General features: G+C 35.6%; 20 protein-coding genes. 13 read left to right on the top strand and 7 right to left on the bottom strand.

Annotation, left to right across the window (positions count from 1 at the left end):
• Positions 1-134: 134 nt before the first annotated feature.
• From VFM92_RS03125 to VFM92_RS03105, 5 genes are all read right to left on the bottom strand, one after another.
• A complete protein-coding gene (locus VFM92_RS03125) occupies positions 135-1460 on the bottom strand; it encodes an outer membrane beta-barrel protein (RefSeq protein ID WP_325120737.1) in 1326 nt (441 codons plus the stop codon).
• Between the two features lie 20 nt (positions 1461-1480).
• Positions 1481-2164, bottom strand: a complete 684-nt coding sequence (locus tag VFM92_RS03120) for a hypothetical protein (protein ID WP_325120736.1) — start codon at positions 2162-2164, stop codon at positions 1481-1483.
• Positions 2151-2729, bottom strand: a complete 579-nt coding sequence (locus VFM92_RS03115) for a sigma-70 family RNA polymerase sigma factor (protein ID WP_325120735.1) — start codon at positions 2727-2729, stop codon at positions 2151-2153. Before VFM92_RS03115 ends, VFM92_RS03120 begins: the two co-directional genes overlap by 14 nt.
• 193 nt (positions 2730-2922) lie before the next feature.
• The gene (locus VFM92_RS03110; RefSeq protein WP_325120734.1) at positions 2923-3903 is read right to left on the bottom strand and encodes a hypothetical protein; all 981 of its coding nucleotides are present in this window, start codon (positions 3901-3903) and stop codon (positions 2923-2925) included.
• A 79-nt stretch (positions 3904-3982) separates the two neighbouring features.
• Positions 3983-4219 (bottom strand): hypothetical protein, encoded by a 237-nt coding sequence (locus tag VFM92_RS03105; protein ID WP_325120733.1) that lies wholly within the window; start codon positions 4217-4219, stop codon positions 3983-3985.
• A gap of 233 nt (positions 4220-4452) precedes the next feature.
• On the opposite strand from VFM92_RS03105, the gene VFM92_RS03100 reads away from it, so the two are divergent.
• The 5 genes from VFM92_RS03100 to VFM92_RS03080 all read left to right on the top strand — a co-directional run bounded on the left by VFM92_RS03100 (position 4453) and on the right by VFM92_RS03080 (position 11400).
• On the top strand, positions 4453-7698 hold the full coding sequence (locus VFM92_RS03100; RefSeq protein WP_325120732.1) for a S41 family peptidase: 3246 nt from the start codon (positions 4453-4455) through the stop codon (positions 7696-7698).
• A 254-nt stretch (positions 7699-7952) separates the two neighbouring features.
• Positions 7953-8489, top strand: coding sequence for a hypothetical protein (locus tag VFM92_RS03095; RefSeq protein ID WP_325120731.1), 537 nt, complete (start codon positions 7953-7955; stop codon positions 8487-8489).
• A gap of 354 nt (positions 8490-8843) precedes the next feature.
• Positions 8844-9584, top strand: a complete 741-nt coding sequence (locus tag VFM92_RS03090) for a LiaF transmembrane domain-containing protein (RefSeq protein WP_325120730.1) — start codon at positions 8844-8846, stop codon at positions 9582-9584.
• Between the two features lie 44 nt (positions 9585-9628).
• Positions 9629-10669, top strand: coding sequence for a sensor histidine kinase (locus VFM92_RS03085; protein WP_325120729.1), 1041 nt, complete (start codon positions 9629-9631; stop codon positions 10667-10669).
• Positions 10666-11400: a LytR/AlgR family response regulator transcription factor gene (locus VFM92_RS03080; protein WP_325120728.1), complete on the top strand. Its 735-nt coding sequence runs from the start codon at positions 10666-10668 to the stop codon at positions 11398-11400. Before VFM92_RS03085 ends, VFM92_RS03080 begins: the two co-directional genes overlap by 4 nt.
• Before the next feature lie 193 nt (positions 11401-11593).
• Here VFM92_RS03080 and VFM92_RS03075 read toward each other — a convergent pair whose 3' ends face one another.
• Together VFM92_RS03075 and VFM92_RS03070 are read right to left on the bottom strand one after the other, a co-directional pair.
• Entirely contained in the window at positions 11594-14092 is a 2499-nt protein-coding gene (locus VFM92_RS03075) for a PspC domain-containing protein (protein WP_325120727.1), read from the bottom strand.
• A 53-nt stretch (positions 14093-14145) separates the two neighbouring features.
• Positions 14146-14517 carry a PadR family transcriptional regulator gene (locus tag VFM92_RS03070; protein ID WP_325120726.1) on the bottom strand — a complete coding sequence of 124 codons (372 nt, stop codon included), beginning with the start codon at positions 14515-14517 and terminating at the stop codon, positions 14146-14148.
• A gap of 540 nt (positions 14518-15057) precedes the next feature.
• Here VFM92_RS03070 and VFM92_RS03065 point away from each other — a divergent pair.
• From VFM92_RS03065 to VFM92_RS03030, 8 genes are all read left to right on the top strand, one after another.
• Entirely contained in the window at positions 15058-16134 is a 1077-nt protein-coding gene (locus tag VFM92_RS03065; RefSeq protein WP_325120725.1) for a PorV/PorQ family protein, read from the top strand.
• Positions 16121-21127, top strand: coding sequence for a C25 family cysteine peptidase (locus tag VFM92_RS03060; protein ID WP_325120724.1), 5007 nt, complete (start codon positions 16121-16123; stop codon positions 21125-21127). The genes VFM92_RS03065 and VFM92_RS03060 overlap by 14 nt, the downstream gene beginning before the upstream one ends.
• Before the next feature lie 370 nt (positions 21128-21497).
• Positions 21498-22127, top strand: coding sequence for a hypothetical protein (locus tag VFM92_RS03055; RefSeq protein WP_325120723.1), 630 nt, complete (start codon positions 21498-21500; stop codon positions 22125-22127).
• A gap of 45 nt (positions 22128-22172) precedes the next feature.
• Complete coding sequence (locus VFM92_RS03050) at positions 22173-22355, top strand: hypothetical protein (RefSeq protein WP_325120722.1); 183 nt, start codon at positions 22173-22175, stop codon at positions 22353-22355.
• Positions 22356-22486: 131 nt separating this feature from the next.
• Positions 22487-23083, top strand: coding sequence for a GrpB family protein (locus VFM92_RS03045; RefSeq protein ID WP_325120721.1), 597 nt, complete (start codon positions 22487-22489; stop codon positions 23081-23083).
• A 148-nt stretch (positions 23084-23231) separates the two neighbouring features.
• Positions 23232-23717 carry a hypothetical protein gene (locus VFM92_RS03040; protein WP_325120720.1) on the top strand — a complete coding sequence of 162 codons (486 nt, stop codon included), beginning with the start codon at positions 23232-23234 and terminating at the stop codon, positions 23715-23717.
• A 25-nt stretch (positions 23718-23742) separates the two neighbouring features.
• On the top strand, positions 23743-24132 hold the full coding sequence (locus tag VFM92_RS03035; RefSeq protein ID WP_325120719.1) for a hypothetical protein: 390 nt from the start codon (positions 23743-23745) through the stop codon (positions 24130-24132).
• A gap of 57 nt (positions 24133-24189) precedes the next feature.
• The gene (locus VFM92_RS03030; protein WP_325120718.1) at positions 24190-25128 is read left to right on the top strand and encodes a hypothetical protein; all 939 of its coding nucleotides are present in this window, start codon (positions 24190-24192) and stop codon (positions 25126-25128) included.
• Positions 25129-25299: the final 171 nt, after the last annotated feature.

Here is a 25299-nt window from a genome sequence, read left to right as displayed (position 1 = left end):
ACCTACATTTGCGCTGTCTTCAATTTTAAAATCTATAGTCTATTATCTTTTAATCTATCATCCTATAATCATCAATCTATTTAAGAACGCTATCCTTCTCCATTTGGAGAAGGACTAAGGATGAGGCTAATCTTCTAGAATATTACCCCAAAAGATATCGCTCTCAATGGATAATCAGGATCTGGTCCTCTTTCTTCAATAAACACTGGACTCAAATCGTAAGTAGCGAATAAATCAACCCCTTTCCATCCAATTTGAGCTTTCACGCCATATTTCCAGTTGTTAAGGTGGAAATTATTTTTCTCAATATCTTTGCCATTATCATCATATTTGAATTTCGATTTGCTGGCAATTCTATAACTTCCATAGGGACCAGCTCCAATTCTAAAGGCATCGCTGTTTTTTCCGAAATGGAACATCGGCACCAAGTTAAAATTCAAATAGGTAATGTTCAATTTACTTCTTTTTGGACTTATATCAGTTCTTGTGGCGGTAGTATTAACCATCTGCACTTGCTCAGGTCCTTTTGTGAACAGAAAGTCGTTGTCTGCTAATGCAAAGTTATTCCATAATAGTCCGAACTGAAAATTAAATTTAACATAAGAGCCAACTGAAACAGCATGATTAGAATGTAAGCAGTAAGTCCAAGAGGTTAATGGGTCTAGCGTAAAATCTTTATTATCCGCATCAGGAAACTGGTTGCTTGAATTTAGATAGTTATTGAGCCCTACTGAAAACTGAACATCCTGGTCATGACTAATTAACTTATCTTTTTTATCCTTTTTCACGACTTCTTCCTCATTAAAAGCCGTATCGAAACCATCTTTAAATCCTTTTTTGAAATCGTCTTTCCAATTATCATCATTTTCTGTTTTATCGAAGATATCTCCTATGGCAAAAGGAATTTCTGAACCCTCATTGAAGTCTCGTATAAATCCGATTCCTGTCTCTGGTATATTAGTAGTGGAGGCTGTCCCGGAAAAACCATCGTTGGAGTTTACTTTCAATGTTATGGCATCTATTTCGCCATTTACAATTTGTAAATTTTCATAATCTACCGTAATTCCTCTTTTACCAGCTTCCGCTCTATATCTTTCTAATTCTTCTCTGGAAGTATTCTCAAATATTCTCACAATATAACGGTCATTATTGCCAGTGCGTAATTCACTAAGGTAGAAAAGTCCATTAGCTTGTTTAAGCAAATAAGTTGTATTTTCGCCAGGTATCAAAACCTCACCATCCTTTAATTCTCCACCACTTGCAGCAATAGTTTCTACTATTTTGTTCAAGTTGAATGCCTTTACTTCTTCCTTATCCTGAATGTTATTCAAAACAATTTTCACCATTTCTCCATTGACCTGTATTACCTTTAAGGTATCTGAATTCCAACCACTTGCGCTAGCCATTTGACTCATAAGGCCAAGGCAAAAAATCATCGATATTTTTATTAAATTTTTCATCTCTTTCTTTTTTTGATTTATTAGTTATTTCCTTTTCGGTTAAATTGAAGTGCAGAAGCAAATAATTCATTTTTTGCACTTCTCAAATCCGATAAACTGAATTCACTGGCCAGCGATTTTAGTTTATTGTTACTCTTTTCAATTAAATTTTCTTCTTTTTTACTATCTGCGTATGCGTAATGAATTTCAACTATTACCTTATTTTCATGTTTTGTAGGTGCAATTCTCAATTCAGGAATTAATTCTTGATTTAAGTTTACCTTGCGGATTTCAAGCTTTTCAAGAGAAGCTATTCTATTGAAGTCTTCTTCTCTTATAGCCTGAGCAGTTTGAAATGGCATTCTAGAAGTCTGAATATCGCTTTTCTGCACTTGACTTTTAACGGCTGGCTTTTGAGCTGTTGAGGTTTCTACTTCCTCAACCTCTGGAATTTCCAGTGTTTTATTTTCATAAAAGCTAAGCTGCGCATCGTTCAATTCTATTTTCGCTAAGTTTTGCTCTTCACTTATACTCAAGTTATACACTAATCCGAATGACAGCACCACTAAAATACTAACACTAGCGGCTATCATCCAGGGGAATCCCTTTTTTTGCTTTTTCCCTTTCATTTGAGCTTGCACTTTGGCAAAAGCATCTGCTGAAACCGGCTCGCTGTGACGCTCCAGTTTTTGCTTAAATAATTGGTCTATTTTATGAGTTTCCATGACTTATTGCTATTTCTTGTTCCATTGCTGCAAGGCGTTTTTGCAAGTATACTCTTGCTCTGCTCAGCTGCGATTTGGATGTATTTTCATTAATATTCAACTGTTCGGCTATCTCCTTATGAGAGTAGCCTTCAATGGCGTAAAGGTTAAAAACCGTTCTGTAGCCTACCGGTAATTCGGCTACCATTTGCATCAAATCTTCCGTTTGCAAATGATCTTCCTTGGCATCCAAGTTTGGCAAATAATGAGCTTCTTCGATATCCATGTTCAGTTGCATATTTTTATGCTTCCGCAGATATTGTAAAGACTCATTCACCATGATGCGCTTCATCCAACCTTCAAAATTTCCTTCTCCCGTATATTGTTCTATTCGTTCGAAGATTTTTGTGAAAGCGGTTATCATTACGCCTTCCGCTTCCAATGCGTCTTTCACGTATCGTCTGCAAAGGCTTAGCATCCTTCCGGAGAACTTGTCAAACAAGGCTCGCTGAGCGCTTGCTTTTTGCTTAATGCATCCTGCGATTAAGTCTTCTTCCGTTTTAGATTTGTTGATAAACACTTTCATTTTTGCTGGTTACATCTTCAAGATGCAGTGGAGTTGCTATCGGTTGCGTGGGTTGATAATATTTTTTGAAATTTAGTGAAATTATATCTGAGAAGCATTTTAAGGCATGTTATTTACAATTGATTTTGCATTTCCACATGAGTATTGTTTATAAAATTCAAAAATTATAAATATTGTAAATTGAAGATTTTATTTAGTATTCTTTTACAACTGCGCCTAATTTCTTAGCAGTCCTCTTGCTGAAACCTGTAAATTTGTCTAAGATAGTTCCTTCCGGATTTACGATTAAAAAAGTGGGATAAGCTTTAACTCGAAGGTAGTGATAGGCGAAACTATATTGGTCCCACAGATTGGTCCATGCTATTTTCTCCTTTTGCTTTCTTTCATCCATTTTCCATGGGGTTCCACTTTGTTCAGCCCAAATTGAGATGATTTCTATTTTATCATTTCCATACTGCGAAACTTGTTCTAGTAGTGAAAGACTAGCTAAAGAGTAATCGCAACCTGATGATAATATTGCAATTATTTTGGTTTTATTTTTCAAAGCCATCATTTCATGTCTTTCACCAGTTTCATCTTTTAGGCTAAAATTTTCCAATGTACTACCCTTTTTTGTTTTTTCTCTTTGTATGGCAGCATAATAAGCGTTAGTTCTTTTTGCATAAAAGTGGCTTTGATTTTGAGCTGGAATTTGTTCCAATATTCGAGCAAGTTCCTCTTGGTCAATGTTTTCTTTTTCTTTATCTAAGAAATAGAGAGCAGGAATATGGCTTGTATTATACTGTATGATCTCAATTCTTTCTTTCTTTTCAGAATTTTCAATCCTTTCTGAAAGTTTCTGCATTTCTGATTTTCTGCTGAGTTTTATGGTATCATCTGTAATTTCCAAAGTAGGATTATTAGATTCAAGCGCTATCCAAATTAGAGGAGCTAAAGATTCTCTTTTATTGCTTTTAGAAATATAGAAAACTGAAATATAAGTTGGAAGCGCTTCTGTTTTAAGTTCCATTTCAAAATCCCCATTTTTATCTGGCTCTACTTTAAAACTAAAATCATGAGTTCTAATATAAAACTGTTTTTCAGAAAGCACTTTTCCTTTTATAAAAAAAGATGCTTTCGCATGTAGTTCAGAAACAAGAAAAAGTAGAAAACAGGAGAACACTAATGATTTCATCAAATTAAATTTTGGGTTAGGCTTGATTTTTCAATTTCCACAACATAAATATAAAACTCTCTTTCAACTGGCATTGAAATCATTCACATTCTTCAACAACTCCCGTGCTAATTTGCAATTGCTGAGAAGCTAATTGCATTTGTTCTTCAGAAGTTTTCTGCATTAATTCTAACTGTTGATTTTTTTTATCCAAGAGCAAAGAATATTGTTGGACAATAACTTTTTGCTCCTCCGCATTTTGCTTTTGGGAATATCCAAATGCTAATGATGCAATTGAAACAATGGCAAGGGCGATGGTAATAAGGTTCTTTTTCATAGGGTTCGTTGATAGTCTACTATGAATTTAGTACTAAAATTTGATTTAGGCAAATCATTTTTTAATTCTTCTCCTATTCCATTTTAACTTCCAACCAATTCAAAGCATCGACCAATCATCAAATTCACACTTCCTGACTTCAAAACCTCATCACCTGCAACACTCATATAATTTCCCTACCATCTTTCCTTCAAATTTCTTAGCTTACTTTTCAAATCAAAAAATCACTTTTTATGAAGAAAATATATTTAGTTCTATTGATGGCTTTTGTTTCTGTTGAAGCATTTGCTCAAGGTATTATGTTATTGCGACAACCTACTTTGTCGACCGATAATGTGGTATTTGTCTATGCCAACGATTTATGGAAAGCGTCACTTTCAGGTGGTGATGCCATTCGCCTGACAACTAATGAAGGTTATGAATCTTCTCCGCATTTCTCAGATGATGGAAAATGGATTGCTTTCAGTGCGGAGTATGACGGCAATACTGATGTTTATGTCATTCCCGCTGAAGGCGGAACACCTAAAAGGTTGACCTATCACCCGGGTGGCGATGATGTTCAAGGCTGGACGCCTGAAGGAGAAATTTTATTCCGAACAGGCAGGAAAGCACATCCTACTAAAACCTCCCAATTATACACTGTTTCTACTGAAGGCAGTTTTCCTCAACCATTAGTGGATATCAGAGCTGCTTACGGAGAAGTTTCTCCAGATGGAAAATATTTGGCTTATACGCCTATCACTTCTTGGGATCCAGAATGGAGAAATTACCGTGGTGGACAGGCTATGCCCATTTGGATTTTGAATTTGCAAAATCAGGAATTAACCAGAACTCCACAATTGGATAAGGAAAGACATTTAGATCCAGTTTGGGTAGGTCAAAAGGTTTATTACTTATCAGAAAGAGATTATGTAAGCAATATCTGGAGTTATGATTTAGCCTCGCAAAAAGAAGAACAAATTACCTTTCATAAAAAATTTGATATAAAAAGTCTGGATGCATTCGGAGAGCAAATTGCTTACGAACAAGGAGGATATCTTCATTTACTAAATACAAATGATAAATCTACTCAGCAGATGGAAATTAATGTAGCAGGAGATTTAAATTTTAGCAGAGAAAGATGGGAAGATGTAAGTGCCAGAAGTGTTAGTAATCCGAATCTTTCACCTAATGGGAAAAGAGCTATTTTTCAGCACAGAGGAGATATTTTCACTTTTCCAAAAGAAGAAGGAAGCTGGAGAAACATCACGCAGAGCAGCGGTGTAGCAGACAGATACCCGATTTGGTCGCCCAAAGGAGATAAAATCGCTTGGTTTTCAGATGCAAGCGGTGAATATCAATTAGTGGTAAGCAATCAATTTGGTGATAATCAAAAATCTTATGCATTAGATAATCCAACTTTCTATTTCACACCTGATTGGTCACCTAACGGAAAATTCATCAGCTATACAGACACAGATTACAACTTATGGTATATCAATCTGGAAAATGGGCAAGTCAAAAAAGTAGATACTGACGGCTATGCGCATCCCAACAGAACCTTAAATCCAAATTGGTCACCAGATAGCCGATTTATTGCGTACGAAAAACAGCAAAATAGTCATTTCAAAGCAATTTTTGTTTATGATACGGAATCTGGGCAGACGCATCAAGTTTCAGATCCTTTAGCGGATGCTACTTCACCTCAGTGGGATCAGTCAGGAGAGTATTTGTATTTCTTAGCCAGCACAGATTATGGTTTGAATACTGGTTGGTTAGATATGAGTTCTTACGATCCATCCATCAATAGAAGTTTGTACGCAGTGGTTTTAAGTGCTGATGGAAAGGCGCCTAACTTGCCGGAAAGCGATGAAGAAATGGCTGAAAAGGCAAAGGATGAAGAAGCCAAAGACAAAAAGGATAAAAACGGAAAAGAAGAAGAAAAAACGACAGCTGTAAAAATTGATTTTGATAATATTCAAGAGCGTACAGTGGCTTTGAGTTTACCGGAAAGAAATTATCAATTTATCCGAAGTGGTCAAGAGCATAAAATCTTCATAGCGGAATCAGTTCCAAATCAGGAAGGCTTAAAAGTGCATAGTTATGATGTAAAAAAAGAAAAAGCAGAAGATTTCGAAGAAGGAGTTAGCCAGATGGTGCTTTCGAAAAATGGTAAATTTACGCTTTTCCAAAAAGGAGGGAACTGGAATATTACCGATACTAAAGGAAAACCAAAACCAGAGGATAAGATTTCAGTATCAGCCAAAATGCATGTAGTTCCTAAAGCGGAGTATGCACAAATTTTCAAAGAAGGCTGGAGATATATGCGAGATTTCCTTTATGTGGATAATGTGCATGGCGCGCCATGGGATAAAGTGTACAGCTGGTACCAGCCATGGGTTAAGCATGTGCATCACCGAACAGATTTGAATTATTTGGTTGATATCTTAAGCGGTGAAGTAGCTATTGGACACTCTTACGTTTCAGGGGGTGATATGCCAGATATTGAAAGAGTGCCTGTAGGATTATTAGGTGCTGATTTCGTAATTGAAAACGGTTTCTATAAAATTAGCAAAATTTACGATGGTGAAACCTGGAATCCAGATATTGATGCACCTCTAGGCTTAACAGGACAAAATGTAAAAGAAGGTGACTACATTTTAGAAGTAAATGGTAGTAGCATCACCGCAGATGATAATATTTTTGAGCATTTTGCGCAGACTGCTGGCAGAACGGTTTCTTTAATGGTCAATAGCTCGGCTTCAAAATCAGGTGCAGAAAGAGTTTATGTAAAGCCTGTAGGCAGTGAATACCGCCTAAGATATATCGATTGGGTAGAAGGCAATAGAAGAAAAGTGGATAAAATGTCGGACGGTAAACTGGCTTATGTTTACATTCCGAACACCAGCAATGCTGGTTTTACGAGCTTTAACCGATATTATTTCTCACAGCAGGATAAAAAGGGAGTGGTATTAGATGAAAGAAATAATGGCGGTGGTTCAGCAGCCGATTATATGATTGACATCATGACTCGCGAGCCGATTGGTTATTTTAACAGTAAAGCAGGTGATAATCGTCCATGGACTTCCCCAATCGCAGGAATCTGGGGACCAAAAGTAATGATAATTAACGAAAGAGCTGGTTCTGGTGGTGATTTGCTTCCTTACATGTTTAAAAAGAAAGATATTGGTCCTTTGGTGGGAACACGCACCTGGGGTGGCTTAGTAGGAACCTGGGATACGCCTCCATTTATTGATGGCGGAAGAATGGTAGCACCAAGAGGAGGTTTTTATGATACAGATGGCGAATGGGCAGTAGAAGGAGTGGGTGTAGCTCCTGATATTGAAGTGATAGATGACCCGAAAATGGCTTTACAAGGCAGAGATATTCAATTGGAAAAAGCAGTTGAGGAAGCTTTGAGACTTTTGGAAACCGAGGAATTTGAAATGCAGCCTGAGCCGGAAGCACCAGTGAGATGGAAAAGACCGAGTGATAATTAGTAATTAGTAATTGAGGAATTAATAATTACGAATTAGGAATTTTGGAATTACGGATTGTGGTGGGTTTGAGAGCCTGCTGCGGTTCGTAATTTTTTTTTACTGAAAATTCATTTTCATAGCACCTTGCGAAGCAAAACGCCCGCTTACTGTTATTCAAAGCTTGGTAATAGATCACAAATAATTAATATTCAAACACTTGTATTCAAACTAATTTTTTGTTAGTTTGAATTAATCAAAAAGTAAACCAAAACAATATGAAAAAATTTCCTCTTTATTTTCTCCTTCTTTTAGTACTCTCATGCCAATCATGCCAGCTTTTCGATAAGGATGGAGATACACTTGACCCGCAACAAGAATTAGCCAAACTCCCACCTGTCACGGCAACTGGTGAAAATACCTTCGGCTGTCTAGTAAACGGTAAAGCTTTTTTACCAGTGCAGGGGTTCTTAGGGGCAAATGCGTTGGATGGGTATGTTAATTTAGACAATAATTTATATTTGACTGCATCTAACATCGAACTTGATTACAAACTAACCATAATAATTCAAAATATAGAAGAGTTTAGCGGAGATTTAACTAAATCAACTACAAATATAAAAACGGGAGCAGGTGACAGGATTTCTTTTACCGCAAATGGTACGGTTACAAGAGAAATCGTCAGTGGAAATCTAGAATTAATTGAAGAAGTAATAGAGCAAAATATAATTGCGGGAACATTTAACATAACTTTTAAAAAAGAGGATGGTAGTTTAATTGAAATTACCGAAGGAAGATTTGATTTTAAATATTAATTTAACTATTTCAACTATGAAAATATTCATAATACCAACAATTTTACTCAGCCTATTTTTATCATTCCGAAGTTATTCACAATGCAATGTTATCCCAATTTCTACCAATTCTGAAGGTCTTTTAATTTCAGGTGATTATAGAATAGAACCAGGCATTGGAAATAATTGTAATAATATTACGAAACCCACTAGCGCGCGTTGCGTAGCAAAACGCCTTCTCCGATATTAATTAAAAAAATATTTCACCGACTCAAATCTGCCGATTACCTAGAATTTACAATTCCTGACCTAATTACAAAAGTATATTTAATAAATCCAAGCTAAGTTTGAATCATCATTTAAACTTGAACACTCATGGAAAACAAACCTCAAAACACGGACAGGAAAAATTTATCATTAGGGGTCGTCCTCTTGATAGTTGGTAGTATTTTATTGCTAGATAGAATGGATATAATTGAATTCAGCTGGATTTTTAGCTGGCCATTCATTCTTATTGGAATTGGTATTTATTCAATTATTCGCCACGGGTTTCAAAATAAATTTGGCATTATTATGCTTGTCATAGGTAGTTTCTCTATAATTAGAAGAGAAAATCTTATACCAACTGAATATTATGATATCCTATTGCCTACAGGTGTCATACTAGTCGGTTTGTATTTAATTTTAAGCCGCAGCTCTAAGGCTGGATTCACAAAAGTGGATACCGAAAATAATGCTAATGAGACGAGTACTGGTTCTGATACAAAATTAGAAAGTAGCGATTTTATAAAAGCAGAAGCAGTTTTTGCGTCTGTGCAAAGGAGATTAATTACGAAAGATTTTAAGGGCGGTAACATAACTTCAGTTTTTGGCGGAGCTGATATCGATTTATCTAAAGCAGATATTAAAGACACTGCGATTCTAGATGTAGAGGTTATTTTTGGAGGCTTGAAACTAATAATTCCGCCTCATTGGGAGATTCAAGCTGATGTCAGTAATATCTTTTCTGGAATTGAAGATAAAAGAGCATTTCCTTCAGTAGATGCAGCCGATAGAAAAGTGCTGCATATCAAAGGTTCCGTTAATTTTGGCGGATTAGAATTTAAATCCTATTAAAATTAAACCATTACTTTATTCAATAAATCCCTTTACATTTAACAATGTTTTTACAATTCATTCGGCATCAGAAAAAAGCATGGATTAAGCTTATCGCTATTTCTATAACATGGACAAGCTTATGCACGCTTTTATTGATGCATTATGGACTAAACCTGGAAGGGGCTCTACTGGATAGTATCATTTTCAGTTTATTGTTTTTGCTCGGATTCATGTTGCTGGAAAATATTTTTAGATTCTATATTCCAACTAAAGGAAATAAAATTCTGGTTTTCATTTTACCTCTATTTTTATCTGTAATTGTTTTATACTCAGGAGATTTTTTGGTTAAATGGACGATTCCTGATGCTCTAATTAATACTGATTTTCTGCATTCCATTTTTGTCGTTCGTGGATTTATTATTCTACTAATTTTCACGGCTTATTCATTAATGCTAAATTTTCAAGGAAAATTGGAAGAGCAAGTAGCAGCAGAAGATAGAGAAGTTAAAATGCAGCAAATGGTTAAAGAATCTGAGCTTTACCAACTTCGCCAACAACTGCAACCTCATTTTTTATTCAACAGCTTAAACTCTATTAGTGCCTTGGTTAAAATGCAACCTGACAAAGCCAGAGAAATGGTTTTGCAGCTATCGGATTTTTTAAGAGGAACAATTCAGAAAGAAGCAAATAAATGGATAACAGTTCAGGAGGAGATAAGCTTTCTCAAACTCTTTACGGATATTGAAAAAGTCCGGTTTGGGCATCGGTTGCAAGTTAATTTTAAGGTTGAGTCTGGAATTGAAGAAATGAAATTACCTCATTTAATGGTTCAGCCGTTACTGGAAAATGCCATCAAACACAGTCTTTATGGATTGACCGGAGAAGTTATTATCCAAGTTGATTTTAGAAAAAGAGAAAAGAATCTGGAAATAATTATTACAAATCCTTTTGACCCAAAGGCTGGACAAGCAAAAGGCTCAGGTTTCGGCTTAGAAGCCGTCCGGAGGAGATTATTTCTTATTTTTGGAAGGTATGATTTATTAAAAACGAATGCCTCAGCTCAGCAATTTACCGTTGAACTTTTAATTCCCCAGCTATCATGATTAGAACCATTATTATAGATGACGAACCCCTGGCAACTAGTGTAGTTCAGGAATATTTATCCGAAAACAAAGATTTTGAAGTACTTGCTATCTGCCATGATGGCTTCGAAGGGGTGAAAGCAATTCAAAAATATCAGCCTGATTTGGTCTTTTTGGATGTGCAAATGCCGAAAATCAGCGGCTTTGAAATGCTGGAACTGCTGGAAATAATCCCTCCAGTCATTTTCACCACCGCTTTTGATGAATATGCGCTACAAGCTTTTGAGGTTCATGCAGTGGATTATTTGCTAAAGCCCTTTTCTCAGGAGCGTTTTAATAAGGCAATCAAAAAATACCTGCAAAGCGGATTAGCTCAAAATGTCCGAGAATTAATAAATAATAATGCAGTTTCTGCTCAGGAATATTTAAGTAGAATTGTGTTGAAAGACCGAAATGATATTAAAATCATTCCCTCTCAAGATATCAAATACCTGGAGGCAAATGACGATTATGTAAACATCCTCACAAAAGAAGGCAAGTACTTGAAAAATAAAACCTTAAGTTATTTTGAAAAGCATCTAGATCCAGAATCATTTGTGAGAGTGCACCGTTCTTATCTGGTAAAAATTGCTGAAATCACGAAAATAGAAGCTTATAAAAAGGATAGTCATATTTTGATATTAAAAAGTGGCGAGCAAATTCCCGTTAGTAAAACAGGCTACCCTAAGTTGAAGGTTGCTTTGGGGATATAGATAGAGGAATGTAGCACGCGTTATGCTTCGCAACGCGCGCTAGTGGGGAAAACGGGTTATCCTAAATTAAAGATTGCTTTAGGAATATAGATAGAGGAATGTAGCACGCGTTATGCTTCGCAACGCGCGCTAGTGGAGAAATTATAACAGAATCATGCCATGACGAAGTGCCATGGCATGAAAAGATTATATTTTAATCTTCGAAGATTTTAGCTGCACTGCTTTCAAATTTCTCTACTTTTCTAGGTTTCCCTCTATAGCCTATTTTAGAGGAACTGCTTGCACTTGCTTCTAAATATTCTGTTACATTAATCTCCGTTTTGGAAGCACTTGAAGCATCAACTTGGGCAGTTCTGGCTATCAAATCAAAAGCTTCGATTCTTGCAGCGCTGCTAATATCGATGCTTAATCTTTCCACTAAACCTTTCATTTTAACATCTGAAGCGCTGGAAACATCTAATATTAAATTCTCATAATTTAAGTCGGCATAAAGTCTGGCTGCTGAGCTGATATCAATATTGAGTTTTTCACCCTCAAAACCATAAATATTAGCTTGAGAAGCAGAGGATAATTCTAAGTCTTTCAGCTCTGGCATCGTAATGATGCATTTCACTTTCGGCACATTTCCTCTCCAACTCCATGAGTCTTTTGAGAAGAAATCCCAGTCCCACTCCTTTTTATTAAAATATACTTTTAGTCTATCGTTTTTCACCTCAAACCTGAATTCTTCCAAATCCGATTCATCTTCCGCCATTACTTGGAAATCGTATCCACTTCCTTGTTTGATTTCAACAAATATTCCGGTGGAAGCTGAAACTTTACTAAAATCAGTGATTTCATAGGTTTGCAAATAAGAACCATCAGAAAAGCTAAAGGGGGAAGAGAAAAACTGGTCTGAGTTTATTTCAGTTTGCCGAGCGGCAGTACTGCTGCTTTTTGTCTTTTCTTCCGGGCAGGTAAGACAATTCAAACCTTCATTTTCCTCGAAAACCCATCTATTATTAGGTATCTGCTGAACATTGTAGCCATTGATATAGATAGTATTTCGCAAAATGTATTGCATTTTTCTATCCATTTCAAACTCTTGACCAAAAGGAATGAACAGTGTCATTCCCAAGCTTTGACCTCTGAAAACTGCATCTTTTGTGAATTGAATATTAGAATCAAACCATAAAACGCTATCGTTTTTTACTTCCACATTATGAAAGGCCATTTTTGCATTCTTTTCAGCATCTATTCTGCTATTACCTTGTGCTTCGTATCGCTTTTCCAGTTTCATTTTTTCGCCATCATAGCCTCTTATTCTAAGCTTGGTAACATCATAATCTTCTAAACCTACTTCCTTTAATTTTAATACTGCTATTTTATCTTGAAGCTCATATTCGTATGTTTCAACAAGCTCACCATCATTTCTGAAATTCAAAGCATGAGATGGAATGAGTACGGCAGCACCTATTAAACTTATAAACCAAACAGCGACCAGGGAAAATCCTACTGTTTTGTTCATCAGCCATTTACGAGCCATGACACTAACTCCTGCTATCATTAAGAAAAGGGCTGGAATTATTAAAGTTAAGAAGCTTACAAGTACTAATTCTAAAGAAAAGGTATTGGCAATTAGTTCATTAGGAATGTCGAAAAAACTCATATTTGCAGATTCAAACCAAATTCCTTGGGAGATAAATAATCCGAAAATAAAAGTGATACCTAATCCTAAACCAAACAAACTCAAGATGAGCCCTAAAATTATTCTGGCAGCATCCACAATGAAATTCAATACAGGCCCCAACGCTTTAGCTAAACCATTTAAAATAATGGCTACTAATCTAAAAGGGAATAATAAAATTTTTACCAATGTAGTTTCTTCTCCATTCTCAACTTTTAAGCTGCTTTTTATATTTTTCTCAATATTGCTAAGCGTGATGGGTGTTCCTTCCATCTGCATTTTTTCAGTTACCGTTTTAGCGGCTGGTGTTATAAACCATAGCACTAGGTAAATAATCAAACCTGCTCCACCAGGGATGAGTAGTAACACAAATAACACTCTAATCACCGCTACATCGGTACCGAAATAGGCAGCTAAACCACGCGCTACACCACCAATCACCTTATTTTCTTGGCTACGGTATAGTTTTTTAACCTTCTCATCTTCCTTTAAATCAGGATTAGAGGGTAGGAAAATCCACATTAAGATGTAAATAAGGAGTATCAGGATTGAAGCGGGTTGGAAAGGAAATAATCCCAAAAAGCTGACAATAAATATTAATCTGACCCATAGCACATCAATTTTAAAATAGTGTGCAACTCCAGATGCTACACCACCGAAAACATTTCGCTTCGTATCTCTGTAAAGTTTTTTAGTTCCAGTAGGCTCTTCATAATCGTAAGTTGTGTTAGTTTTTTCTTCAAAAGCTTCATCAGTTTCCTCTGCTTTCTTGAAATCTTCTATGCTACCTAAAGTCACGATTAAGGCGTTTACGTCCTCCAATTCAATGATTTGCTTATCATCTTTTAGTTTGGCCAAAAAGATTTCAGCTATTCTATTTTCAATGTCGTTTATGATTTCCTGGCTGTCCTTGAAATCTGAAAAGTAACGGTTAATGGCATCCAAATAGTTTTTCAGCTTGTCAAAGCCGTCTTCTTCAATATGAAAAATTATGCCTCCTATATTTATACTTATATTCTTTTTCATTGCTTTAAAATTAAGATTTTTTAGATTAATGTTAATGAGAAATTATCTACCAATTAATTTTCTTCTTTAGGATTCTCGACAGGTTTCAATTGCTCTTCAGTCTTTTTCTTGATTCTTTTGGCTGATTTATTAATCTCATTCCAAGTTTCATCTAATGCCTTAATGGTATTTTGTCCGCTCTCAGTTAGTTGATAATGTTTTTTAGGCAGACCACTTTGCGTTTCATTCCATTCATACTGTACCAAATTCTCTTGTTTTAATCGCATCAACAGTGGATAAATAATGCCTTCCACTTTAATAAGGTCTTCTTCTATAAGTTCGTCAATAATGTCAGAAGCATAAACTTCACCTCTTCTCAAAATTTGCATTACACAATATTCCAGAATCCCAGTCCGCAATTGTGCCTTTATTCTTTCTGCTATCATAAAATTATCCTTTAATGATGAATATTAATCGGCCGCTATGCCAATTCTCTTCATCTTATGCCAAGATGTGTACCAGTTGAAAATTTACGCTATTGTGAAAGTGCATTTTAGCGAGTAAAACAGCCTTCAGTTAATATGAAGCCTGTTTTATTAATTTTGAAGCAGAAAGCAGGATTATGTTGATGAAGTTGACTTTGTACGAAAGAGGTCATTATTTCGATAAAAGTGTACGTTTATGAACAGCTTTACTCTTTACCAAGTGGAGACTCTTGTTTTCTAATTGGTTTAATGAATTTGTAGTGCGCTTGGCTTAATCATTGAGAAAAAAGTGGTATTGTCGTTTTAGGGGAAGGAAAATCTGTGACATCCTCTCGAGGGGATCATAGGGGTGTTAAATAGCAAAGTTGACTCTAATTGGTCTCAAGAATTAATTGTGCGAATTTTATCTGGTAATTTCTTAAGTACTAAAAAGCCTATATACCACAATCTTTTCTTAGGATATTTGTTAATTTTGCTAAATTGTTGGGTTAGATTAAATTAATGCGGATACTGTTTTTCATATTTTTATTTCTTCTAGGTTCTTTGGAGTCGTTTGCTCAGATTTCAAAACCAAAATATGCTAATGAATTTTTGGCAATAGGAGTAGGGGCCAGAGCTTTTGCGCTTGGAGGAGCTACAGTGGCTTCTGTGGAAGGTGCTTCGGCAGGTTATTGGAATCCGGCTAAACTAACAAGTCTTAAAACAGATCATTCCTTAGATTTAATGCATGCCGAATATTTTGCCGGAATAGCTGCTTATGATTATGCCGGTTTTGCCACTTCGATTGACGAAAGCAGCAAAATGGGCTTTTCACTTATCCGATTTGGGGTAGATGATATTCCTGATACTCGCTACATTTACGATGCAAATGGTGCTTTGAATTATGACAATATCCGTTTCTTTTCAGCTGCTGATTATGCTTTTCAGTTTTCTTATGCCCGAAACTTGAAATTTGTTGATGGGCTATCCTTTGGAGCCAATGCGAAAGTAATTCATAGAACAGTAGGTGAATTTGCCAAAGCCTGGGGTTTTGGTTTTGATGTTGGTGCGGCATATAAATGGAAGAATTTGGATATTGGCTTGGTAGCTCGTGATGTGACTGGAACCTTTACGACCTGGTACCATAACATCACGCTAATTGAAGATATTTACACGCAGACCAACAATACAATCCCTGAAAATACTACCGAAATGGCAGTACCAAGAGTGGTTTTAGGAACTGCCTATACTCAACCATTGCCTTATAAATTTTCGATTTTGGCAGAAGTGAATTTTGATGCGACTTTTGATGGCGAACGAAATACTTACATCAGTGAAGAGAAATTTTCAATAGACCCAAGAGCAGGTGTTGAAATAGGATATGATAATATGGCCTTCCTTCGATTCGGGGGAAATAATCTTCAGAAGATAAAAAACTTCAACGGTACAGAAAGATGGAATGGTCAAGCTAATATTGGAGTAGGATTTAAATACAAAACGCTTCAAATTGATTATGCATTTACTGATTTAGGAAACAGTTCCGAATCACTTTATTCCCATGTTTTCACAATGATTTTTAATTGGGATGCAAAAAAATAGGCTTTTATTTTTCATATCGCTTTTTCTCCTGGTTCATTTTAGCAAAGCGCAAGACCCACAAGCTTGGATTAATTTTAATCAATCTTATTATAAAATTTCAGTTGGGACGAATGCCGCTTTTGAATTAAATTATAATGACCTATTGGAAGTGGGAGTTCCATTATCAACGATTGATGCTCGCTCGATTCGGATGTATCACCGTGGGGAAGAAATAGCAATTAGAATAGCAGGGCAAAATGATGGAAGAATTGACCAGGGCGATGTCATTCAATTTTTGGGAAAATCAAATGATGGAGTTTCAGATACACCTTTATACCAAAATCCTCAGGACCAGGCGCATCAGTACTATAATTTATTCTCAGATACTACAGCTTACTTTTTGACCTGGAGATCTGATGGAAGCACTGGGAAAAGAATGATAGAGCGAAATATCATTAATAACACTGAAAACCTTGCCGAAGTATCATCAATTAAACAAACAAAACTACAGCTTTATACCAATAATGGAGACCAGGGTCAACGTTATAACCCACAAAGTGATGTTTATAAATCTGCATTTGATTTAGGAGAAGGTTGGACTGGGTCAGCGTTTACAAACCCGACAAATTTTGTAATCAGTGATATCAGACAAGTCAATCAATCCGCTGCTGTTCCCAGCCTTGAAGTGTTAATTCAAGGAAGAAATATGCAACCACATCAAACTGAAATATTGGTTGGACCTACTGAAAATTCTCTTCGCTCTATTGGCGTTGTCAATTTTGAAAATTATGAATATGATATTTTTACTTCAGAAATAGAATGGTCTGATATTAATGCAAATGGCAGTATGGTCGTGCGCTTAATTCCACAGTCGCAAGCACCTGACAGAATTTCGGTTTCTTATATTAAACTGAATTATCAACGATTTACGGATGTCGTTAATGAATCGGGCAATCAATTTACATTAAGTGCAAATCCTGTTGGTTCTTCCTACCTACGGTTTTTTAATACCAATAGCAGCGCACGTTTATATCGAATTGACAATTTCAACGAACCTGAGTTATTAAGAACTAACAGAATAGGGGCAGAAATAAATACGGTTATTCGAAATACCTTAAATGGAACGCAACTTTATTTACAAAATCAGAATTTTCTAACTCCAAAAATTGAGCGGGTCAGCTTCAGGGATTTGAATAATATTAATCCGGATTATGTAATTATTAGCCATCCTAAATTAATGAGGCCAAGTGGTGAATATGAAAATCCAGTTGCTGCTTATTCAGCTTATCGAGCTTCCGCGGAAGGTGGTGGTTACGATACTTTGACAGCTGATATTCAACGCCTTTATAATCAATTTAATTATGGGGAAACTTCACCCATGGCGGTTTACAGATTTACTGAATTTCTGGTTCAGAATACAAAAGCTAAAATGATTTTCATCATTGGGAAAGGAACGAACTGGTACCATAACTATCATAGAAGGACTACAATTGGTGATAATCTTTATGAAGAATTTGTACCGACTGCTGGGGCCCCGGGATCGGATAATTTATTTGGATTTAATCTCAACGAACAAAATAGAGCTTCCATTTCATTTGGCAGATTGAATGCACACAACAGTCAGATAGTAGCCGATTATTTGGATAAAATAAAGTTAATGGAATCTCAGCCGGTTGATGATTTGAGAAGGAAACACTTTTTGAATTTAAGTGGAGGTGTATCATTTTTTGAAATTAATCGATTCAATAATTACATTAATGATTTCGCAAATTATGCCACAAGTCCTTACATAGGCGGAGATTATTCAAACTTTACGAAAGAAACAACCCAGGTTGTTGAGTTTATAAACGTAGCCGATCAGGTCAATAGAGGATTGAATTTGATTACATTTTTCGGTCATTCGGGCCCTAATACTGCAGATATTGACATTGGAAGAGTATCAGATGAGAATTTAGGCTATAATAATAAGGGCAAGTATCCATTCATTTTAATCAATGGTTGTGATGCAGGAGCTTTCTATCAAATCGCAAGAAATGAAACTACTTTCGGAGAAGATTGGGTAAATACTGCCGAAAAGGGAGCAACTGGACTAATTGCTCATGCTTATTTAGGTTTCCCCAGTGAACTGAAACGATATAGCGATTTATTCTATGCAAAAGCCTATGGAGATTCGGTATTAATTAATCAACCTATCGGATTGGTACAAAAAGAGGTTATAAATGCTTATTTAGCAAATTTCGGCACTAATCCAGCACCATTATATTTATCTCAAGCTCAACAGATGAATTTGCTCTGCGACCCGGGTTACACACTATTTCCAGCAGAGAATCCAGATTATGAAATCACTCCTGAAGGATTGGATGTGGTTTCTTTAGATGGAAATCCTGTTGATGCTCTGAGTTCAGAATTTGGAATTGACGTTATCATCACGAACTACGGAATTACAGATGAAGATTCTATCGGTATTTTAGTGAAGCGAATTTTACCAGATAGTGAAATCATAGTACAGGATACCCAATATGTGGCATCTGTAAAATATCAAGATACGGTTACAGTTCGAGTTGTAAACGATCAGCCAGGAAGTTTTGGACAAAATACATTTGAGCTCACTCTTGACCCGGCAAATAAAATTGACGAAATCAGGAAAGATAATAACGTGGCAGAAATTCAGTTTTTCATCTCTTTAGGAACGACTTTAAATTTATATCCCTACAATAACGGGATAACAAATCAGCAAAATATCAATTTGAAAGCCCAGTCTGTTGATCTATTAGCCAGTGAAAGAGATTTTATATTTGAATTGGACACGACTCAAAACTTCAATAGTCCATTCCTAAAAACCCAAACTATTAATGCGAGGGTTTTAGCAAATTGGGAAACGCAACTACTTGCCATTGAAGACCAGACCTATTACTGGAGAACCAAATTTGCAAATCCGAGAGAGGGAGAATTGGACGAGTGGACCACTACAGGATTTACTTTTGCATCAAATGCTTCACAAGGATGGCGTCAGAATACCTCTGAACAAATCACTTCTAATACCATCGAAGGAATCACCATAAATGATAGTTGGAATTTTGAAGAAAATATTTTTGACTTAGAAGCTAGGGCACCAGGTAATCAAGATATAGCGAATTACAGTGTAAAAATTAATGAAAATGAATATGCAATAACCAATCTGCAAAATGCGAGCTGCGCAGCAAATACCTTGAATTTAATTGCATTTGACAAATCAAGTGGAGTGCCTTATCGCATTTTGACTGATGGAAATAGGTTTGATATAAACGATAATTACACCTGTGGAATTAGGCCACAAGTTATTAACCAGATAAGGAATAGTCAATTGAATCAGCCAGCTGAATTCTTCAAATTATACCATGATGAATTGCCTGACGGAGATTTCGTTTTATTATCCTCTTACGATAGCGTAGCCTGGAATATTTTGAGAGCCAACAATAGGGCAGAACTATTGGATCTGGGTGCAACGGCATCAGCTATTGATAATTTGCAAAATGGAGAGCCTTATATTTTATTAGGAAGAAAAGGTGCAGGAGCCGGTAATGGAACCGAATTAATTGCAGATCCTTCATCCCAAATTCCTGTGAAAGACCAGACTTTATTGCTTGATGAGCAAATAGAAGCTCGCTTCGAATCAGGTTCTATCATTTCCAGAATTATTGGCCCGGCCAAGTCATGGACTTCCGTTAATGCGGATTTTATGAATGTGGAGGCTTCGGATAATATTCGTTTAGATATTTTTGGAATTGATACCTTAAACATTCAAAGTCTTCTATTTTCTGATGCAGCTTTGCCTTTGGATATATCCACTGTCAATGCCAGTTTATATCCTCAGCTAAGACTAAGAGTTACACTTTCCGACCCTGATAATTTAACACCAGTAGAATTATCGGCATGGCAAGTGATCTATGAGGAAGTTCCTGATGCGATCATATTTCCAGCTGAGGAAGGTACCAATCAACCTTCGGAATTGGCAGAAGGGAAGATGTTTAGCAGTTCTTTTCAGGTGTTTAATGTCACGCCTAATGCATTCGATAATCCAATCAAATACAGAAGGCAGGTGTTCAATAGAGATTCACGAACCTTCTTCAATGAAGATATGCAGATTCCACCTCTAGCAGCTGAAGCAGATACCAGTCTGACCGTATCGGTTGACACTCGCGGAAAAGTAGGTGAAAATGATTTAATCATCAATTTCAATTATAATAATCGTTTAAGTGAACAGCGATTTACGAATAATGTCTTGAGCTACGATAATCTATTCGATATAAAAAGAGATTCACTTCCTCCTTTGGTGGAAGTAACTTTTGATGGGATTACTATTTTGAATGGTGATATCGTATCGCCACGGCCATATATTCAAATCAAACTGGAAGATAAAAATACGCTAATCAATAAAACGGATACTACAGGAATAGAAATTCAATTGCGTAGAGATTGCGAAGAATGTGTAGCAGAAAGAATTAGTTTTTCGAATGCAAATGTAGAATGGATTCCCGCTACAGATGAAGATCCTTTCACTGTCAATTATCAACCAGAATCTTTAGAAGATGGAAATTATCAAATGAGCGTACAGGCAACGGATGCCAGTGATAATTTGGCAGGAGAGGAGCCTTACAAAGTGCGATTTGAGGTAGTTAATGCTTCTACCATCACTAATTTCTATCCTTATCCAAATCCTTTCTCCACCAGTACGCGCTTTGTATTTACGCTCACAGGAACTGATTTGCCACAGGAAATTAAAATCCAAATACTAACGGTGACGGGTCGGGTGGTAAGAGAAATTTTGCAAGATGAAATAGGCCCAATTCGAATTGGAAATAACATTACCAATTATGCGTGGGACGGAAAAGATGAGTTTGGCGATAAACTTGCAAATGGAGTCTATTTATACAGAGTACTGGTTCGCAAAGACGGTGCATTTATGGAGCAAAGAGCCACCGCAGGAGACAAAGCCTTTACGAAGGGCTATGGGAAATTGTATATTTTGAGGTAGTTGAGATACTTAGATGAAGCCCCGTCTCGTCCTCCTTTGTGAAGAGGATGCCTAAACCAAGCATTTTCAATGCTTATTTTAATAGATGATAAAGTAGCTAATAGTTTATTTCTGATTATTTTTTGATTTTTACTGTTGTATATTGTTTTGAGTATTAAGACGAAATAGTTACAAAAAAAATAAGTCAATTCTATAAATGAGGTAAAAGGCTTAATGCCAATTAGCTTTCTGAGTTAAAAACTCAATTTTTGAGAATCCTCCTTGCAAACCAGGAATAGCTAGGTGAAATTAAAACAATATGGCTAAATATTGACCGTTGACTCATTTTTCAAATTTAATTGTTAAATTAGATAAACTAATCACTTTGGAGATGAGAAAAAATATATTAACACTAATTTTAGCTTTCACTTTTATCACTTCTTATGCGGCTGATAAAGATATAATTGCAGAAGTTGTGTTTGAAAACTTTACTGAAAAAGAACTTAGCTCAGGTGCATTTTTAATAATCGGAACTAATGAAAGAATTGAAATTAGTAACACTGAAAGTTTTAATGTGAAATTATCAGGCAAAGGAAAATATCAATTTAGCTTTTTAACAGATGAGTTTGCTGCATACACCTATTATCCAGCTAGAATAACAAATAAAAAAAATACCATAACCATCCGATTAGAAGAAAAGAAACAACAGGATGTAGAAAGAGAATATATAGCTATCCCCCAAAGTCAAAATGTAAATCTGACTCACCAGCAAATTGAACAAAAGATTTCGGAAGGTAATTTGAATTTCATTATTCACGGTATTGATAATTCAATACCAAAAGGCTTTGATGACTTTAAAGAAAAATATGGAATTGGAGTAGTAAAAGAAAATTGTGTGATTGATCCACTCTCATTCAAAAGAGCTACCGAAAGCAATCAAATGATTTACGATTATTTAAATGATAAATTTGGGAAAGATTGGCTGAGCGAATTACCATTTAAGCCATTTGGAATTAAATAAAATCTTTGCATAAAATTAGTTTATCATAATTTTTAATTAGACTATATGTGGAATATCATAACGGTAATATTTTGTGCAATGGCACTTTTATTTAACTCCTATCTGTGGTACAAACACAGACAAAAAGCTACTAAAGAGGAGATGAAGAAACAGGGATGGAATGCTTTTCATATGATTTCAACTCTTTTGATTGTTGTTGTTTTGTTACAGAGAATCGGTAAATTTTAGTAAAAATCTGAATTCAATTAATAGAACGACCTTCATACCGGAAAATTAATAGTTAAATTCAATTCAAAAGTAGTATTCATCTGGCAGGTATTCTAAATAGCTGCACGCTCGCCCAATTTTATTAAAAATCCATGAAAAAGACACTAAAAGACTTAAGCAGAGAAGATTGGAATACGTTTTTTCCGATAGAATTGGTTGAACATCAGTCCGAATGGAAAAGTATTTTTGAAACTGAAAAAAAGCTAATTCTTAATGAAATTGGTACCGAAATAATCCAGCGAATAGAACATTTCGGGAGTTCATCCATTCCAGGCATCAAATCAAAACCCTATATCGATCTGATGATTGAAATCCCCAAGCATTTAATGTTTGATGAAACGCTGATAGCAAAATTTTCGGAATTGGGATATACCCATTTCGTAGTTCCAGCCAGAGAAAGTGTTGAAGCCTATTCATCTTTTGGGAAAGGAGATAATCTTGATGGCAAGAAAGAACAGATATTTCATATTCATATGTGTCCCAAAGAAAATGTGATGTGGAGGCAAATTGAATTCAGGGATTATTTGATTCAGAATCCGGCAAGGGCAAAAAAGTATGAGGATTTAAAACTAGAATTAGCCTCGAAGTTCAAAAATGACAGAGGTGCGTATGTACTTGGGAAAACTGATTTTGTAAACGAAACAATAGCATTAATCAGTAATAAAGAAAGTGGGCAACCTCAAGTATAATGCATTAAATTTAGTAATTTCATTACATGAAATAGTCATAAACCCTGCATACCAACCGAAATGAATATAACAGGACACTGAAGCTTGGTTAACTAGGATTTTGAACCTTGACTATTCCATGTGGCAACTTAAAAACAATTACATACACATGAAAGCAGCCACACTATCCGAAATTAAAAAGGAGCTTAAACATAAAACAGAAGAGGAGCTGTTATCTTATTGTTTGAGCATAGCAAGATTCAAGAAGGAGAATAAAGAATTTCTGACCTATTTGTTGTTCGAAGCTGGCGATGAAGATGGCTATATCCAATCTGTCAAAAATGAAATTGATGTGCAATTTTCAGATATCAATAATCAGAACTATTATTGGATGAAAAAGACCATTCGGAAAGTGCTCAGACTGACCCGGAAATATATTCGATATTCAAAAAAGAAAACCACAGAGGTTGAACTGTTGATGTATTTTTGTCAGAAATTACTTGAGCTAAAGCCATCAATTCGTGAAAACACTACCTTGAATAATTTGTATGAACGATTGCTGGTCACCATCGAAAAGACCATCGTCAATATGGACGATGATTTGCAATATGATTACAATCTTTTGTTTGAAGAATTAAGGAAATCAGAAGATTGAAAATGAAATTTACTTTAATTGCAACATGAAAAAAGCACTTCAGCTTTTCGGACTTTTGGATTTAATCGCCTTTGCAGGAATTTTTTCCTTTTTATTTGAAGCGGAATCTTACCCTTTACTTTGGGGGGAAATTGTAATGGTGATTTTAGCTTTATCCTTTTTGATTTCAAGTTATCTTTTATTTACAAAGAGAAAATGGGGAATTTACCTTAACTATATACAACTTCTGCCCAGATTGATGATTTATTCAGGAATGTCTTTTGGATTTATATATCTGCTTTCGGATATGCTCAATATTCAATTGCCTGATTTTACATTTGTGATAGTAGCTACAATTGAAGTCATCAGGTTAGGAATAACGATAGGTATACATAATAGATACTTCACGAGAAATAATGCTGTAGAAGTTAATTGAGTCTCAAACTTTAAATTTCTTTATTATATTTACATGGGTATTTCATATTTCAGACAAATGATTAAAAAACTATTAACCCTAACCATAGTAGTTTTAGGTACTTTAAGTATTCTAAAAGCTCAAGAAATTCAATTCTACAATACTGAAGAAGGAGATAAACATATTTGGGGCACATTTCCTGTTGATTATTTAAAAGAAGATACTACCTATTCTGACTGGTATAGTAAAAGTTATGATACCTTTTCCCTTGCTAATAAAGAGTATGATTGGGCAAAAAACCTTCAAAATGATACGGTTGAAGTTTATTTGGGCACCTGGTGCGGTGATAGTCAGGAATGGGTTCCTCAGTTTGTTAAATTATGGGATGAGTTGGGGTTGAATAGAGCGCAACTTAAATTCATAGGACTCTATGGTTCTGGTGAAAACTATAAGCAAGGTCCAAATCGCGAAGAGAAAGGGTTAAATATTCATAGAGTGCCTACTTTCATTTTCAAAGAAGAAGGGAAAGAATACGCCAGGATAGTAGAGTCGCCTAGCACTGATTTACTAACAGATGTTGCACAAATCGCTTTAGGGTATCCATCAGCCCCAAACTATGCAGGTGCAAATTATATGCTTCAATTGTTTGATAGCATGAGCATGGAGGAAATCTATAAAGATATCAATAACATTTACTTGAAGACTTATTATAAAGCTGGTAGATACAACGAATTGAATACTTTGGGAAGAGTGCTTTCTGCCGCTGATAAAAAGTACGAGGCACTTTTAGTTTTTCAATTTAACACCTATTATCATCCGAGTAATTGGGTAACTCATGATAGCTATGCAGAATTATTGGTTGAGCTAAAAAATTATCCAGAGGCTATAAAGTCATATGAGAAAGTATTGAGCTTAAATGCTGAAAATGAAAAAGCGAAAACAGAACTTGCTCGATTGAAAATATTGAATGAGGAAGCTCAAAAAGAAGAAGAGAAAGGTAGTGGTTCTGATAAGTAAATATGTAATCTTTTCCAAAGTTTAGAATTTTGGGGAGTATCTCATAAACTGTGTAAGTTCTAAATCAGGGCTTACAAAACAGTTATTGAGCCTCGGAAATTTAGGGAGTGATTTTGTAAAAATCGCTACTTAAATTTCGAGGAGCCCGCGGCAGGCGCTTTTCTCAATTTG

Source organism: Marivirga sp., assembly GCF_035704835.1.
Classification (GTDB): domain Bacteria; phylum Bacteroidota; class Bacteroidia; order Cytophagales; family Cyclobacteriaceae; genus Marivirga.
This window is presented reverse-complemented; position numbering and strand designations above follow the sequence as displayed.